Raw genomic sequence first — 15,645 nt, forward strand, 5'->3', positions numbered from 1 at the left:
ATTTCCTTCTTTCCCATGCAAATGCCCGCCGCTGCGCCCCGCGCCCGCCAAAACAACCAAACCGTCCTCGATGCCCTCAGCCGCTGTATTGCCGCCTGCGAACTATGCGCCGATGCCTGCCTCGACGAAAAAGATGTGCCCATGATGGTGCCCTGCATCCGGCTCGACCGCGACTGCGCCGACATCTGTCGCCTCACCGCCGCCTTCATCGCCCGCGGCTCGGCCCACGCCCAGCATGTTCTCAAAGAGTGCATCGAAATTTGCCAGAAATGCCACGACGAATGCGCCAAGCACCCGCACGACCACTGCCTGCAGTGCGCCAAAGCGTGCCAAGCCTGCGCCGAAGCCTGTCAAGCATATGGTAAGTGAGTAAGTGGGTAAATGAGCAAGGGCCCGGCACCGGTGGATTTACACACGGTGCCGGGCCCTTGCTCATTTACCCACTTACTCACTTACCTCCCTACAGCGCATCGAGCGACATGCGCTCGGGCAGCATCAGGCGGCGGAATTCACTCACGGAGTAGCCCGTCACCTGGCGGAACTGGTTGCTCAGGTGCTGGCCGGAACTGTAGCGCATCTGGTCGGCTATCTGGTTCAGCGTCAACTCGCCGTAGCTGAGCATTTCCTTCACGCGCTCAATTTTGAGGCGGATGAGATACTTCTCGATGGTGAGGTGCGCAGTGCGCGAAAACACCTTGCTCAGGTGCGAATAAGTGGCCGCAAACCGGTCGGTGAGGAAAGCCGAGGTGGTGAGCGGTGAGCGGGCCGTGCGCAGGTGCTCCAGGTACTCAGCCAAGGTGGTTTTTATTTGCTCGGTGAGCTGCTCGGCCCGGCCGCGCAGCAGCTCGAAGCCGGCGGCGTGTAGCAGGGGGGCCAGCGCTTCGGGGTCGGCGGGGGTGGCTTCGTCCAGCTCGGCCACGCCCAGCGTCACCGCTTTGGGCTGGTAGCCGGCCCGCTCCAACAGGTTTTGTACGGCCTCCACACAACGGGGGCACACCATATTCTTGATATGCAGTAGGTTGGTTTTCAATGGCTTTAACGTGTTTCGGGCCGCCGTGAAGCGGCCGGTGAGGAATAAGAACGAGCTGCTGACGAAGCCGCCGGGGCCCGGCGGGGGCGCGGGGCGGGGGTCGAAACCTCCGCCCAGCCACGCCCAAACCAATGCCCGGTGGCCCAGGTCACAAAAGGCACCACGGCCAGAAACGTAACCGCCAGCAGCCAGACGAATACGAGAAAGGCGAAAAAAAGTCGACTAAAAAAGTGGTCACCCGTCCCAAACAGATATCCGACTAACATTAGTGCCAGTACCAAGCTCACACTGGCCAGCACGCCCACCCGCCGCCAGGGCCAGGCAGCAACGTGTTTTTGGAGGCGACGGCGCAGGGGCAGGAGCATAGATTGGCGGAATGGGAGGGTGAAAATAGGGGAAAATTTGGTTGGGCCAATCCCTTAGCTCAGCAAAGCCAGCAATTCCAGCTGCATGGCCTCGCCGTTATCCGCCTCGTACCAGGTGTTCATGGTTTTGACTACGTAGTTGGTGTGCAGCGATTTATCGGCGTGCAGCTCGCGCGATAGTGCTTGGGCCGCCGCCGGGCGCGGCCCCCACACACCCAACTCAGCGCCGGTCGCGGCATCGAGCCGAATGAGCTTGGGAATGCTGTTTTTGCCCTCGGTCTGGTGCGTAGCCATTATTTCCGGATGCTCGGAGCGCAGCACCACGTGCAGGCTCACGCGGCCGGCGCTTTTTTCGGCCAGATGGGCCAGCACGGGCAGCAGGTGGGCGGTGTCGCCACACCAAGTTTCGCCCAGCACCAGCCATTCTTCGGGGGCGGACAGGTGCTGGATTTTTTCGAGCAGCGCAGGCAGCAAGGGTTCGGCGTAGGCCCGGTCGAGGTGCACCTGGTTCTGGTCGGTGTAGCGGATGAGGCCCGGCGTTTGGTCGGGGCCGGTGGTGCGGTGCTCGGCCGCCAGAATGGCCACCAGGGAGCGGAATTCGGCGTAGGTATAGGCGGGCGTGGGCAGCAAGGCGGGCGAAACGAGCGGAGTGGACATCAGGAATATGCGTAATAACAAAGCCCCAAGCTACGACCCGCGCAACCTAAGAGGCAAATGCATCGCTACAACCGCAGCCAGGCCCCCTGGTTCGGGTTGCGCCGCATTTGCCAAGCCGGGCACCCAAAGGATTCTTTCTGCTCCCAGCCGGCACAAACAAAAGCAGCTTCCCACGAAGCCCTAAACCGCTTATGAAGAAACGACGACTTGTCAGCCGCTGCTTTACCTTTGCTCAGGCCGGACTGCTTTGGGCACACGGCTCGCAATTCCGGCGGTCTGGCTATCTCTGCTCCCGTTACCTGTTATGAAGGTTTATGTTATCAGTCTGCGTCGAGCTCCCGAGCGGCGGCACTACATCGAACAGCACCTTAGCGCCCTTGGCTTGGTATACGAAATCGTGGATGCCATCGACTACCAAGAGCTAACGCCCGCCGACTTTGCCCGACTCATTGACCCACAGGCAGCGGCCGCCAACCCTTATCTCACCAAAGGGGTGCAGGCGTGCGCCCTCTCGCATGCAAAGGTGTGCGACCTTATTGCCGCCAGCCCCGACCGCATGGCCCTGGTACTGGAAGACGATGCGGCCCTGCCCGCAAACATCAAATCCATTCTGGCCCTTATTGAGCAAGAAATTGCAGACGAGGAAGTGATTTCCCTTTCTTACTACACGCATTTTCACGATGGCATTGAGCTAAGCCTGCAAGGAGCTAAAAAGCTGGCTAACGGCAACAGCCTGTTTTACCCCGTCAACCTCACCGATGTAGGCTCGGCAATGGCCTACGTAATGCCCCGCGCGGTAGCGGCACGGCTGCCGCGCACCGCCGTCCCCGTGCGAGTAGCAGCCGACTATTGGGGCGACCATTACCGCAACGGGGCCTTTCAGTCCTTTCGCTGCTTGCATCCTGTCCCGGTACACACGGCCTCTTTCCGTTCCACCCTCGACTATGCCGCCACCCAAAAAAGTTGGCCCCGGCAGGCGCTGACCAAACTGGCTGGCTATGGGGCCGCACTAGTGCGCAAAACCCGTTTTCCGTTTTTGTTCAGCTACCTCGAAACCCGTGACCGGCAGCGCTTGGATAAGAAACACATTTTGCGCTTTGTAGAATCGGCGCCCTTCAACGCTCCCGCTGCGCTTGCTTAATTGTATTTAGTACCGGGATATTGACCTGGTGGGCGACGCAACTATTTCCCCTTTATTCTTAGCATGGTTTCCTTACGTTCTCTCAAGAATTCTGTCCGTCGGTTGCTTAGCGCGCCTTTTACGCTTTCGACGACCATTGACCCTGCCCGGAACGAAACGTACGAGTTGTTGGGGGTTCACGAGACCGGACTGCGAGCCGATGAGCGGATGATGGAAGACCCGGTCTTCCGCTTGTTTGAGCAACAGCATTGGACGCTAAAGAAGTTTATTTATACCATAAAGGGCAACATTTTGCTTGACACAACGCTCGGCTGGGCAATGGCTGACCGGCGGGTATTGCACTTCTCCAACACCAGCTTGGCCGAGCAAATGTTTACGCCTTACCTGCCCAACTTTTTGCGGTGGGTCACGAACCGTCGGCGGGCAATTCATCACCCCGAACTGATTTGGATGCCCTACGGCCGGGGCAATTACTGGCACTTCCTCAACGATTTCATGGGAGCACTGTATCTGCTCCAAGACGTAATTGCCGAGCGCCGCCCCCCCATCCTCATTCACGAAGGAGTAACCCAGATGGGCTTCTTCAAGGAGATGCTCAGCTACTCGACGTTTCTATCGGGCCTTAACTACGTAACTTACACCAACAGCGATTGGGTAAAATGCGACAGCTTTATCACGGCTCGCACGTACTTTGGCACCCGCGAATCTCTCCAGGACGCCATTAGCTTACTCGACAAGCGTCCGCCGGTTAGCACCCGGCCCCTCGATAAAATTTTCATCTCCCGACCGCATACGGTATCCCGCAATCCCAGCAACCTGGCGGAAGTAGAGGCCTTGTTTAAAGCGCACGGTTTTCGGATAGTATTGTTCGATTCGCTGCGGGTGAGCGAGCAGGCCGACCTTATCAATTCGGCAAAAGTCGTGGCGGCGCTCCACGGTGCCGGCATGGTTAACCTGGCGTTTCATGAGCACCCCACAGAAGTTACAGTTATTGAGATTATTCCCGAGGACTATATTAATCCCTGCTACGCCTTCCTGGCCGAAGAAATGGGGATGAATTACCACGTCGTCGGGGCGGGGCCACGCAATCCGGCTACCCAACACAGCTACCCGGTATCGCTCGATAAGCTGGAACAGGCACTATACCGTTTACACGTAGCATAGTTTCTTGAAAAGCCGCACGCACCAGCTACCTGCTCGTCAACAACACCTTACGTTTGAGGCCAGGTAACTGACGTACGTGTTACAGGCTTGGAGCACTCCAAGGCCTTGCTGGCTCTGGCTGATAAAACAACCGAAGTGCAACTACGCTGTGTGGCGGCGTGTGTGGCGCAGCCAAGGGGCTTCTACCAGGTGCCAACTGACGTAGCCCGCCGTGCCGCTCAGCGCCAGCGCCAGCGGCACCAAGAGCCACAAGGAAGTGTGCGGCAGGTACCAATCCAATAGTTTTTGAATGGGCCAGCCGTACAAATACAGCCCGTACGAAACGTCGTCAATTTTTTGAAAACCGGCCAGGGCCGGCACCCGGGCAAACGCAAACCAAAACAGGGCGTAGGCCCCGGCACTCGCTAGTACGGGTACTGCCAGCACAGGGACAAATAAAGCTGCCAGCACCACCAGCGTAGCTAAGAATGCCCATTTTCCCGCTATCGGAATGGCAGTACGGAATAGATGAAAGCAGGCACCGGCGCAGAAAAACACCAACAACCTCACAAATTCCACTGGATTGCCGATTAATGGCCAAATACCGGGAAAATGTATTCGCCCGACATAGTCGGGGATAAGCTGTAGACCTGTTGATGCCAACAAGAGCGTTAACCATATCCCTTTCTGGCGTTTGCTTCCCAATAGCCCAATTACCAAGACAAGGAGATAGCAGCGGAATTCATAGGATATGGACCACATGGCACCATTTATCGTTGGATACGGACGCCCAACAAAAATATCTGGCACTTCAGGTCGGCGCAGCTGCAAAGCAACCTTAATAAGAAGCGGATAATTCAGGCCCGAGAAATAAGCAGCAACATCCTGCGCGCCAAATGGGGCCAGCACAAACACCGACACCACGAAAGCCACTAAAAACCCCGGTACAATGCGCCGCACGCGCTTTTCTAAAAAATCGCGCAGGTTAGGTTGCCGTATCCAGCTAGAAACGATTAAGTAACCGCTAAGCAAGAAGAATCCATTAACCGCTAAATCTCCAAAGCTGATAGTGCCAAAGATGCGCATAAGCAACTCATGGTTACGATTGCCGTCGCGTATTTCAGGCGCATGCGATACGATGACTAATGCGGCAAAAAGCAGGCGTAAAAAGTTGAAATTGTTGTTCCGTGCATTGGAAATAGTTGCAACACGTGCTTCCGGCTCTACAACAGCATTAATTGGATTCATAGACTAAAAGCAATTTGTTTGATTACGCGCAAACACAACTTAAACACCTATTTAGATTGATGCAATCTGTAAATCGAGACATCGTTAAGTAACCAGTAAAAGTACTTAAACTCTAATTAGGCTTATCAAAAAGAGCTTAAATAAATTATTTTAACTAGATTAAAACAACCCAAATTATTATCTACTTTTTAGCCATTTCTTCCACGATAGAAACTTTTAATGGAAATGCGCTAGAGGCAAAAGATGGCTTAAAATATTTCAGCAGTATTCCTTGGTGACGAACAGCGTACCATGTCCATTTTAGCAAATCTCTATGAGCTTCTTTCGCTTTTTGATTTCTAAACGGCATCAGCAATGAGTTAGTAATAAAATTTAGCATGAATAGCAAATTATAAATAAGTATCCCCCAGTACCCATCTTGCTTAAAAACAAGCAATAGAACAGATAAGTGAAACTGCTTGTCATTGATTGCTCTTTTGGCCGGGTCAGTGGAAGAGCCACCGCCAATGTGTGTAATACTAACGTCCGGAATATACATTAGTCGATAGCCATGGTCATTTATTCGATATCCCCACTCTATCTCTTCACAATACATAAAAAAGTCGGGGTCAAATGGCTTGGACTTTTCTACCGCATCTTTTCTAAGCAAAATAAATGCCCCCAACATGGACTGGACGGCATGTTCTTTTTCGTGCATGGCCTGCACATATTCATCGTCGCGGAATTTACTAATATTTAGCTTGGAGGCTATAAAGCTCATTACTGAATTATTGAGCGCGAGAGAATACGAATGTGTGCGGTAGTCAAAAGCCGACCGTTGCATGCTACCATCCGGAGAGAGTATTCTGCATCCTACTCCTGCCAAGTCGCTTTCGGCTTTGTGCGCGTCCATATAATTTACGCACCTGCTTATTCCAGCATCCAGATTCAGGGTATCTGAGTTTAATATCAAAAGGTACTCGCCTTGAGCTACCGCAATGCCCAAATTATTGCCGCGAGCAAAGCCGCCATTTTCGTTGCTTTTAATCAGGCGTAATGCAGGAAATTCCTGTTTAAAATTCTCAGGGTCGCATTCTACGGAAGCATTATCCACTAATATCACTTCGAAATCAAAATCCCAACTGTTGGCGTAAAGCTCACGCAAACAATCACACGTCATAGCAAACGTGTTGTAGTTTATAATAATAATAGAGAGCTTCATTTACAGCATTGTCTGATTTAAAAAGTTAATGCATTGGCTTTTTTTGGATTGCGAAAAGCTACGCAAGATACACTTGTTTTTATCCTCATGCCACTTAGGCACCCATTATTGCCCTGTCAAGAAGTTGAGGACATTGGGCGTTTGCCCTAGTAATACAGGTCAGCGGGGGGGCTTCGGTGCACGGCTAATGCCGTTCTGGCGGCCGTCTTTACGTCCCGGTTTTTCATTCGTAATCTGTCGGCTACCTGCCATGCGATTCTGTACGAAGCCGCTAGGTGCTCTGCACCTTCGCGGGTCTGGCATTGGTCGACAAAGCCCATCTGCTCGCATTTGTGCGCGTTGGCCGGGTTGTGCGCACGCTTTAGCAACGACTGACTACGCAGGAGTGTCAACAACAAGGTGTGCCTTGCTGCTCCTGCGCCGCTTGCCGTTGTAACCGGCCCCGGTACGAGCGTTGTAGCAATCACTATCGCGCATGGCGATGCCTGCCTGCCTGCGTATTCGGCCATTGCTGGCAAGCTGCCCGCGGCGGCAAGTCGTTCAGGAAGCCGCGCCATCGCTGGCCGGTGTGGCACCGGAAACACAGGCCTCTGAACCAGAATCTACTTGTGCCGCAACCGCCGCGGGGCGCGTCCTTCCGCAGCAGACCCAATACGGGGCTACAAAAGACCATGCGTCGTCATGCAACCCGTTCCGGTAGCTGCGCGTAGCCGTCCATGCCCCGAATTTATGCACCCATTCCTGACAGATTCAAAGGAGCGCAACGCCTACTTCAAAGCCCTCGTTGTCCACATTGCTCCACGTCTTTTGTTTGGCCCCCTGGTTCGGGTTGCGCCGCCGGGGGTTAATTCTTTACCTTGCAGCGTCGCTTCATACTTACTCCTCACCTTCGCGCTTTCATGCTTCTGAAATCCCTCCTCCGCCCCTTCGCCGTGGCCTGCGTTCTTACCGCTACGTTTAGCGCCTGCAGTTCGGGCACCAAAGACGGCGACACCAACGTCGAGCGTGGCTACACCAAAAAGGGACCCGCCGCCACCGCCGACGGCGTGGCCAACGGCGACTCAGCCACCGCGGGCCTGTCCCGCGACACCACCCACCAGCCCACCGGCAAGGACCTCTACAAAGCTGCCGGCGAGGCCAAGGACCGCAACCACGACGGCATTGCCGACTAAGCCCCACGCCGCCGGTTTTCAGCATCAAAAAAGGCCCGTACCTCATGGTACGGGCCTTTGGCTTTCCTTGCAGAGGGAAGGGGGGTTCGTGTTAGTAGAAGACAAAGCCATTCGGGCCGACTTTCACCGTGAATGAATCAAGCGCAACGCCAGTGGCCTGGTAGCGAACGAAGCGGCCGTTGGTGTTGTAGCTGGGCGAGATGCCGCCGTACACGGTATTGTCGCGCGGGTCGATGGCGAAACCCGAAAAGCTGCGCCGAATAAAGGGTGTGGTCGGAAGCGCCGTGGCGGCAATGCTCATGCGGTATTCGGCCCCTCCAAAGCTGTAGTATAGCTGGTCTTTGTCGGTGCCAATGCGCAGTTTGCCGGGACTGGACGTGGCCGGAAACGCGATTTTGAGCTGCGTGGCCGGGCTGCTGGGATTGAAGCGCACCAGGGTGCCTGCCGAAGTTTGCACCACGTAAGGCGGCGTGGCGATGTAGGACACGAAGCCCGTGCACAGCACCCAAATGTTGTTGTCCTTATCGGCCACCATGCTCGATGGGCCATCGCCCACGGTGATGGTAGAAGTCAGGGTGCCGGTGGCCTCGTCAATCACCGAAACGGTGTTATCCAAGGCGTTGGGCACGTAAATCTTGCCGCCCAGAGCCAGGAGCTGCTCGGGGTTGCGGCCCACGGGCACCCGGCTGGTCACGGTGTTGGTGCTCAGGTCGAGGATGCTCAGCACGCCGGGCGTGTAGCCGGTGTAGGTGCCGCGCCACTCCGTGACGTAGCCCCGTGTGGCCGACGTAGACGTAAAATAGCGCGGCTGCGTGAGCCCGCTGATGGTGGCGACCGATTTAAAATCGGGCAGGTTTACCACCTCAACCTTGTTGGAGGCATTGACCACGATGTAGCCGCGGCTGCCCTGCACGCCCATGCTCTGCACCACATCGCCGAGCTTGGCATTGCCATTGGCGCTGCCAAAGGCGTCGAGGGTCAGGCTTTTACTGGCCCGGTCGAACACGCTCACCGCGCCATCGCCCTTGGTGAATTCGCCCTCGCTGAGCACGAATACGGCCGTGGTGGGCGCCGGGGCAGGCGTTTCCTCGGTTTTGGGGCTACAGGCCGCCAATAGGGCCAAGGCCGCCACTAGGGGCGCAAATTGCTTTTTCATAGATTAAAACTACCGGCATTGGCCGGCAACACATTAAGGGTGAAGGAAAAACGAATGAAGGAAAAAGGACTAAAGAAAAAAGGACTATCTGCTCACCAGGCCCGTTCAGCGCCAGCCCACGCGCAGACTGGCGCTGAAAGTCCTGGGCGGTGCCGGCCGGCCGGGGTAACTCTCATAGGCAAGGTTGAGCAGGTTGGTGGCCTGCACCAGCACCAATAGGCTGGTACCCGCCGGCCCGCGCACCGTGCGGCCCAGGGTGGCTCCCAGCAGCCCCGTACCCGGCAGGAAGTCGGTGCCGGAAGCGTTGGTGTAGCGAAAGCTAGTTAGGGCCAGCGTGCTGCTCAGCAGCCAGTCGCGCCAGTGCTGGTCGGTGCTCAGGCTGGCCTGATGCCGGGGCACGAAGGCCAGTTGCACGCCCACGGGGTCGGAGTCGGCAGCCGTACCCTGGGTTTTGCGGGTGTCGGTGAAGTGGTAGGCCAGCTGCGTGCTGCTGCGGTAGCGGCCCTGGCGCAGGCCCAGCGCGGTGCTGATTTCCAGGCCCTGGCTGCGCACCTGGCGCAGGTTGCGCGGGCTCCAGATGCCGTTGCTGGCGCTGGGCAGCCATTGCACCCAGTCGTCTACATCTTGCCGGTAGGCAGTCAGCTCCGTTTCAAGGGCGGCCGCGCGGCTCAAGGCCAAGCGGTGGCGCAGGCCTGCTTCGTAACCCAATCCGGACTCGGGGCGGAGGTCGGGGTTGCCGCCGGGCACCCAGTACCGCTCGTTCAAAGTTGGGGCGCGGTAGCTCCGGGCCGCGCTGGCCTTGGCGGTGAGGGAATGGCTGGTTGCGCGTGCGAGCGAATCAGCATTCCCCAGCAGGTCCCATTCCAAGCCCAGGGTGGGTGTGAGCGGGGCCAGGCCCGCCGGCAGTGCCGCCTGGCGCAGGTTGGCCGACAGGCGCAGGGTCGGGCGTGGGTCGTAGCGCAGCAGGGCAAAAGCCGCCGCGCGGTTTTCGGCTACCTGGGTGGTGCCGTAGCCATCGACGAGGGCGGCGAAATGTTGGGCTTCGGCCCCCAGCCGCAGGCTGCCGTGTGCACCCAAGGCGCGGGTATGCTCGGCTTGGGCCTGGGTGGTGCGCACGCGCGAATTGCTGGGCGTGCCCCCGTCGCGGTAATTGATGATGTCTTCGAACCACGCGCCGCGCACGGCCCATTGCTGCCGGGCGGCTACGTGGCGGTAGCCCAGCGTGAGGCGGCGGCTCTGGTCGCGCTCGCGGGCCTGGCTGCCGGCCACATTCACGCCGGACTGAATTTCGCGGTCCACGTCGGTAAGCCAGGCGGCGGCCGTTACTTCTCCGGCCAGGCCCACGCGCCACGCCACCTCGGGGCCAATGCTCCATTGGTGGCGCAGGGCAGCGTTTTGGAGGGTGTAGCGCACGGGGCCGCGGGCTTCGCGCAGCAGGTAGGTGTAGTTGTTCTGGGCTTCGCGGTAGCTGGCGGCTACACGCACCGCCACGGCGGCCGTGGCGGCGCGGGCGTCGAGGCTGCCGCCAGCTAACCCGAAACTGCCCGCATCGGCCTGCAGGCTGCCGCGCAGGCCGGGCCGCCAGTTGGGGCCGGTGTTCAGAAGCACGGCGCCGCCCACGGCCCCGCTGCCGTAGAGCGCCGCCGCCGGGCCGGGCTGAATGGATACACTGGTGGCCGCGCCTACCGGTAGCAGCGCAAAGTCGTTCTGGCCCAGGGTGGGCAGCATGATGTTCAGGCCATTCCAAAGCACGGCCGTGTGCTGGGCCGACGTGCCGCGCAGGGCAATGGTGGCCAACTGGCCCGGCCCGTAGTACTTGAGAGCCAAAGGGGTGCGGGCTTGCAGCACATCGGCCAGGTTGCCGCCCCGGTACTGGGCCAGCACGGCGGAGTCAAGCTCGAGCCGGGTGCTGCCCACCGCAAAGCGCTCTGGCCCCACGGCGTGCACCCGCACGTCGGCCAGCCGGTGTCGGCGCTGGGAAAGCCGGGCCGAATCGGGTACCGCGGGCCGCTGCTGGGCGCTGGCCCCATTGGGCACAGCCCAGGCCAGCACGACCAGCAGCGCAGCCCAATGAGATAAGAAACAACGCATTAGAATCAAATTTTCGATGAAGAAAATTCGATTCAAAATCTACCGTTGGCGTGCTTCGAGCGGAAGAAAGCCAGCGCCAGACCGAGGCCGAAAAACAGGGGCATTCTGGCCACCCAAAGGCGGCCGCTGTTCTCTTTCTCCATTCGTCCTCCGCGAATGCTGAACCTGTGATGCGCGGGCAGGTCTCCTGGCTTGCTTCGCCAAGCGGACCGCCTTCCCATTTACTCAGTCGATAACCGGCTGACAAACAGTGGCATTTTAGCCCGATTCGATGTGAAGCGTACAGTTGCGGGGACAGCTCCGGCTTGGTACCGAATTCCCTTTTCAGCCGCCCTCCCGGTGTGGGAGCTTGGCACCAGCGCGGCGCAAAGGTACACTGCAGGCGGCGAACACAGGCACCAGCAGCACGCTTGCCTAGCACCTGCTTATGATGCGTCACCGTCGAAACGGGAAGCCAACAAAATACTGGTGGTCGCTCAACCCATTCAGTACCAGGTGGGTGCCCAGGTCAAGCTGTAGGTTGCAGGCACAGACTTACCTAGGCATACAGTCGCTTCATGGCCTGCATACGCAGCGGGAGGCTTTGGGTCGAACGCGGCGGCGTAGCGGTTTGCCTCCTCGCCCCACCCAAAAAACGAAACGGCTGCTTATGGGCTAAAACGGCACCATCACTTTCACGCTGGCGTTGCGGCCAGGGTTGTAGATGCCACTCCGCCCGCCCGGTGTGTAGGTGTAGTACTCGAAGTATTTGAGCCGGTTGAGGTGGGCCTGGCAGGCCGTGTCCAGCACATTATCGACCTGCACAAATACCTGGGCCACGGGCCGCCCGGCCCGGCTCAGCCAGGTGGTGCCCGCGCCCAGGCCCAATAGCGCGTAGCCGGCGGTAGCCGTTTCGGTGTTGTCGAGGGCGTAAAAATGGGTTTCGCGGGCGCTGGCGTCCACGGTGGCCCGGCTCACGCCCGTTACCACCACTTCGCCGAGGTCGGCAGCAGTGGCGGTCAGGGCAAATTCGATATTTTGCTGCTGTTCATGTACCGCCCGCTCGGCGGGCTGGTACCCCAGCTGGCCCGCAGCCGCACCGGCCCAGCGGGTGCACGGGTTAGCTCAAAGCGGCCGGCTTCGTCGGCCGTAGCACCCAGCGCCGTGCCCACCACGCCCACGCTGGCGAATGGGACGGGTTGGCGCCGGGCATCGCGCAACGTCCCGCTAATGGCCATTTGACCATAAACCAACTGTGGCAATCACAACGCCCATAATACTATAATCTTCATAGAGCATGAAGCGGTTCAGGAAAGGGCTCGCTTGCCGGTCCGACGCCTACGGCATCGGACCGGTCGTCGGTCAACAGCCGTTGGCGCCTCGTTCGGGCGGCAGCCGGTCGGACGCCTACGCCGTCGGACCGAGCGGAACCGACTGCCTAAACAACTTCCATTTACCAGATATAGTTGGGCAAAACCCGGCCTTTTAGCTGAAGAAACCGGCGTTTCGCCTCTCCCTAATCTTAGCCCGCCAGGGTTTGCCAGAGCAGGAATACGTTTAGCCCGATGATTAGTCCCGATACGCCCCAAGCCACCGCCTGCACCAGCGGACGGTTGGCAAAGACGCCCATTTTGGCTTTGCTGCCCGTAAAAAGCACCAGCGGCACCACCGCAAAGCTGAGCTGCAACGACAGCACCACCTGGCTAAACACCAGTAGCTGGCCGGTACCTTTTTCGCCGTAGAGCAGGGCTACCACCAAGGCGGGCACCACCGCAATCAGGCGGGTGATGAGGCGGCGCACCCAAGGCTTCATCTTCAGGTCCAGGAAGCCTTCCATCACAATCTGGCCGGCGAGGGTGCCGGTCAGGGTCGAATTCTGGCCCGAAGCCAGCAGGGCAATGGCAAACAGCGCGCTGGCCGCGCCGGCGCCCAGCACCGGGCTCAGCAGTTTGTGGGCGTCGGCAATGTCGGCCACGGCCTCGTAGCCTTTGCCGTGGAAGGCGGCAGCCGCCGTCACCAGAATGGCCGCATTCACAAAAAAGGCCAGAAACAGCGCCACCGTCGAGTCGATGGTGGCGAACTTGATGGCCGAGCGTTTGCCGGGCTCGTCCTGGGGGAAGGCCCGCGTTTGCACAATGCTGGAGTGCAGGTAGAGGTTGTGTGGCATCACGGTAGCGCCCAGAATGCCGATGGCCACGTACAGCATTTTCGGGTTGGTGACTACCTCCAGGCGCGGCACCAAGCCTTTGCTCAGGGCCAGCCAGTCGGGGTGGGAGGCCACGATTTCGTAGAGAAAGCAGCCAAAAATCAGGAAAATCAGGCCCGCCACCAGGCTTTCGATGAGGCGGAAGCCCTTGTTCTGGAAAAACAGCACCACCAGCACATCCAGCGTAGTCAGCACCACGCCCCAGGCCAGCGGCAAGCCAAACAACAGGTTGAGCGCAATGGCCGAGCCAATGACTTCGGCCAAATCGCAGGCCGCAATGGCGATTTCGCACAAGAACCACAGCGCCAGGCTCACCGGGCGCGAGTAATGGTCGCGGCAGGCCTGGGCCAGGTCGCGGCCGGTCACGATGCCCAGCTTGGCGGCCAGGTGCTGGAGTAACATGGCAAACAGGTTGGAAATCAGCACCACCGAGAGCAGCGTATAGCCGTAGCGGGCCCCGCCGGCCAGGTCGGTTGCCCAGTTGCCAGGGTCCATGTAGCCCACGGCCACCAGCAAGCCCGGCCCCCAAAAGGCCATGAGCTTGCGCCAGAACGAAGCATTGGCGGCCGGCACTTTGATGCTGGCGTACACTTCGCTGAGCGAGTTGCCCCGGCGGGCGTGGCGCCACCCCGTCTCGGCCACGGCCGGGGTAGCATCGGTAAGGGTGGAAGGCGGCACGTTTGTAAATTGATTCAAAGCAAATCTAGTAATTTTTAGATTAGTCTAAAAATAAATTTCGACTACCTTAAATACTTGTTTTCCCTGAAAAGGTTTCCTTATCCTCCAGGGTTTCTATAAGGAGCAGTTGCTTCGTTGTCTGGCACCTACCCGACATTTGCCCATACGCCAATAACCGAGAGCCGGCGTGCTCGCCGCCGGTAGCCGACCTTTGCGGTGAAATATCTTTTGCATGACGTCTTCTCAAACCAAGCGCCGCCTGGGTCTGCTTTCCCTCGTGGTAAGCGTGGGGCTGGTGATTATCAAGTTCTACGCCTACCGCCTCACCCGCTCGCAGGCCGTCCTCACCGATGCGCTGGAAAGCATTATCAACGTGTTTACGAGCGGCTTTGCCCTCTATAGCCTGCACCTAGCCGGCCTACCCAAGGACGAAAACCATCCCTACGGCCACGGCAAAGTCGAGAACCTTTCGCTTGGGTTTGAGGGGGGATTGATTTTTATGGCCGGGGCTTTCATTCTGTACTCGGCCTCGAAGGGACTGCTGCACCCGCATCCGGTGGCGCGGCCCGACTGGGGGGTGCTGCTGCTGGCCAGCACGGCCGTGGTGAACCTGGCGGTGGGCCTGCTGTTGGTGCGCAACGGCAAGCGCCTGAACTCGGTGGCGCTGGTCGGCGATGGGCAGCACCTCTACATCGATGCGCTCACGTCCATCGTGTCGTCGGGGGCGCTGGTGCTGGTGGCGGCCACGGGCGTTGTGCGCTTCGACTCGGGCGCGGCCCTGCTGCTGGGCGGCTTCATCCTCGTAAATGGCTGGCGTATGCTGCGGCGCTCCATCTCGGGCCTAATGGACGAAACCGATACCGCCATCGTAGCCGAAGTCATTGCCGAGCTCCAGGCCCAGCGCCGGGCTCCCTGGATTGATGTGCACAACCTGCGCGTGCAGCGCTACGGGGCCAACCTGCACATCGACTGCCACATGCAGATGCCCTATTACTTCACCCTGGAGCAGGTGCACACCCAACTGCACCAGATAGAAGAGCTCATCAGGGCGCGGTTTGCCGTGGAAGTGGAGATGTTTGTGCACGCCGACCCTTGCACGTACGCGGCGTGCTCGCTTTGCCTGATGCCCGACTGCCCGGTGCGGCAGCACTCGTTTCAGCACGAGGTAACCTGGGATATTCACAACGCGGTGCGGAACGAGCGGCACCACCTCCAATAGATGAGCGACCCAGGGCGGGGGTGTAACGGCAGCTGTGGCGGTACGCTTGTTTTGCCCCGCACATCTTTAGAGCAGTTTCGGGGTCGTTGTATAGTAGCGCGAACTATGTAGTTCGCGTCGCCGCGCCGTTTGCCCTTTCCTAACGGCACGAGTTAACGGCGCGGGGTGCGCGAACTACACCGTTCGCGCTACTCCTGCCGTTGCTTCGGAATATACACTGATACCAAAACTGCCCTAGAATACCTGCAATGGTTTTCCGTTAAGCACTCATGTAGAAGCAACCGTCATCATATGTTTGTGGTGGTACCCCATTGGGCCAAGCCACAGTTTGTCATTGGTCTTAAAGACCGTTCAGCATG

At 58.6% G+C, this 15,645-nt stretch carries 15 protein-coding genes and 1 riboswitch; of the genes, 5 read left to right on the plus strand and 10 right to left on the minus strand.

Annotation, left to right across the window (positions count from 1 at the left end):
* Positions 1-15: 15 nt before the first annotated feature.
* Positions 16-369 (plus strand): four-helix bundle copper-binding protein, encoded by a 354-nt coding sequence (locus JKL48_RS20360; RefSeq protein ID WP_236668949.1) that lies wholly within the window; start codon positions 16-18, stop codon positions 367-369.
* A gap of 91 nt (positions 370-460) precedes the next feature.
* Here JKL48_RS20360 and JKL48_RS20365 read toward each other — a convergent pair whose 3' ends face one another.
* Genes JKL48_RS20365 through JKL48_RS20375 form a run of 3 tightly spaced genes read right to left on the minus strand, consistent with a single transcriptional unit; the run spans position 461 to position 2,052 of the window.
* Positions 461-1,030, minus strand: coding sequence for a helix-turn-helix domain-containing protein (locus JKL48_RS20365; RefSeq protein WP_201986780.1), 570 nt, complete (start codon positions 1,028-1,030; stop codon positions 461-463).
* Positions 1,031-1,035: 5 nt separating this feature from the next.
* Entirely contained in the window at positions 1,036-1,395 is a 360-nt protein-coding gene (locus JKL48_RS20370; protein ID WP_201986782.1) for a hypothetical protein, read from the minus strand.
* 54 nt (positions 1,396-1,449) lie between these two features.
* Positions 1,450-2,052 carry a thioredoxin family protein gene (locus JKL48_RS20375; protein WP_201986784.1) on the minus strand — a complete coding sequence of 201 codons (603 nt, stop codon included), beginning with the start codon at positions 2,050-2,052 and terminating at the stop codon, positions 1,450-1,452.
* Between the two features lie 304 nt (positions 2,053-2,356).
* On the opposite strand from JKL48_RS20375, the gene JKL48_RS20380 reads away from it, so the two are divergent.
* Complete coding sequence (locus tag JKL48_RS20380; RefSeq protein WP_201986786.1) at positions 2,357-3,193, plus strand: glycosyltransferase family 25 protein; 837 nt, start codon at positions 2,357-2,359, stop codon at positions 3,191-3,193.
* Between the two features lie 63 nt (positions 3,194-3,256).
* On the plus strand, positions 3,257-4,357 hold the full coding sequence (locus JKL48_RS20385; RefSeq protein ID WP_201986788.1) for a glycosyltransferase family 61 protein: 1,101 nt from the start codon (positions 3,257-3,259) through the stop codon (positions 4,355-4,357).
* Between the two features lie 141 nt (positions 4,358-4,498).
* Here JKL48_RS20385 and JKL48_RS20390 read toward each other — a convergent pair whose 3' ends face one another.
* Both JKL48_RS20390 and JKL48_RS20395 read right to left on the minus strand, forming a co-directional pair.
* Positions 4,499-5,584 (minus strand): acyltransferase family protein, encoded by a 1,086-nt coding sequence (locus tag JKL48_RS20390; RefSeq protein ID WP_201986790.1) that lies wholly within the window; start codon positions 5,582-5,584, stop codon positions 4,499-4,501.
* Positions 5,585-5,765: 181 nt separating this feature from the next.
* Complete coding sequence (locus JKL48_RS20395) at positions 5,766-6,785, minus strand: glycosyltransferase family 2 protein (RefSeq protein WP_201986792.1); 1,020 nt, start codon at positions 6,783-6,785, stop codon at positions 5,766-5,768.
* Between the two features lie 899 nt (positions 6,786-7,684).
* Between JKL48_RS20395 and JKL48_RS20400 the strand changes: the two genes are divergently transcribed.
* Positions 7,685-7,957 carry a hypothetical protein gene (locus JKL48_RS20400; RefSeq protein ID WP_201986794.1) on the plus strand — a complete coding sequence of 91 codons (273 nt, stop codon included), beginning with the start codon at positions 7,685-7,687 and terminating at the stop codon, positions 7,955-7,957.
* Positions 7,958-8,048: 91 nt separating this feature from the next.
* On the opposite strand, the gene JKL48_RS20405 is transcribed toward JKL48_RS20400, so the two are convergent.
* From JKL48_RS20405 to JKL48_RS20425, 5 genes are all read right to left on the minus strand, one after another.
* Entirely contained in the window at positions 8,049-9,113 is a 1,065-nt protein-coding gene (locus JKL48_RS20405) for a YncE family protein (protein ID WP_201986796.1), read from the minus strand.
* 105 nt (positions 9,114-9,218) lie between these two features.
* Complete coding sequence (locus JKL48_RS20410) at positions 9,219-11,204, minus strand: TonB-dependent receptor (RefSeq protein ID WP_201986799.1); 1,986 nt, start codon at positions 11,202-11,204, stop codon at positions 9,219-9,221.
* A gap of 160 nt (positions 11,205-11,364) precedes the next feature.
* Positions 11,365-11,579, minus strand: a riboswitch (cobalamin riboswitch).
* A gap of 279 nt (positions 11,580-11,858) precedes the next feature.
* Positions 11,859-12,176: a hypothetical protein gene (locus tag JKL48_RS23450; RefSeq protein WP_317191977.1), complete on the minus strand. Its 318-nt coding sequence runs from the start codon at positions 12,174-12,176 to the stop codon at positions 11,859-11,861.
* Between the two features lie 26 nt (positions 12,177-12,202).
* Positions 12,203-12,421 carry a carboxypeptidase-like regulatory domain-containing protein gene (locus JKL48_RS20420; protein ID WP_201986801.1) on the minus strand — a complete coding sequence of 73 codons (219 nt, stop codon included), beginning with the start codon at positions 12,419-12,421 and terminating at the stop codon, positions 12,203-12,205.
* Positions 12,422-12,705: 284 nt separating this feature from the next.
* The gene (locus tag JKL48_RS20425) at positions 12,706-14,067 is read right to left on the minus strand and encodes an Nramp family divalent metal transporter (RefSeq protein ID WP_394368873.1); all 1,362 of its coding nucleotides are present in this window, start codon (positions 14,065-14,067) and stop codon (positions 12,706-12,708) included.
* Between the two features lie 232 nt (positions 14,068-14,299).
* Here JKL48_RS20425 and JKL48_RS20430 point away from each other — a divergent pair, with 232 nt between their 5' ends.
* The gene (locus tag JKL48_RS20430; RefSeq protein ID WP_201986803.1) at positions 14,300-15,286 is read left to right on the plus strand and encodes a cation diffusion facilitator family transporter; all 987 of its coding nucleotides are present in this window, start codon (positions 14,300-14,302) and stop codon (positions 15,284-15,286) included.
* The last annotated feature ends 359 nt before the right edge of the window (positions 15,287-15,645 follow it).

Source organism: Hymenobacter rubidus, from assembly GCF_016734815.1.
GTDB classification, from domain to species: Bacteria; Bacteroidota; Bacteroidia; order Cytophagales; family Hymenobacteraceae; genus Hymenobacter; species Hymenobacter rubidus.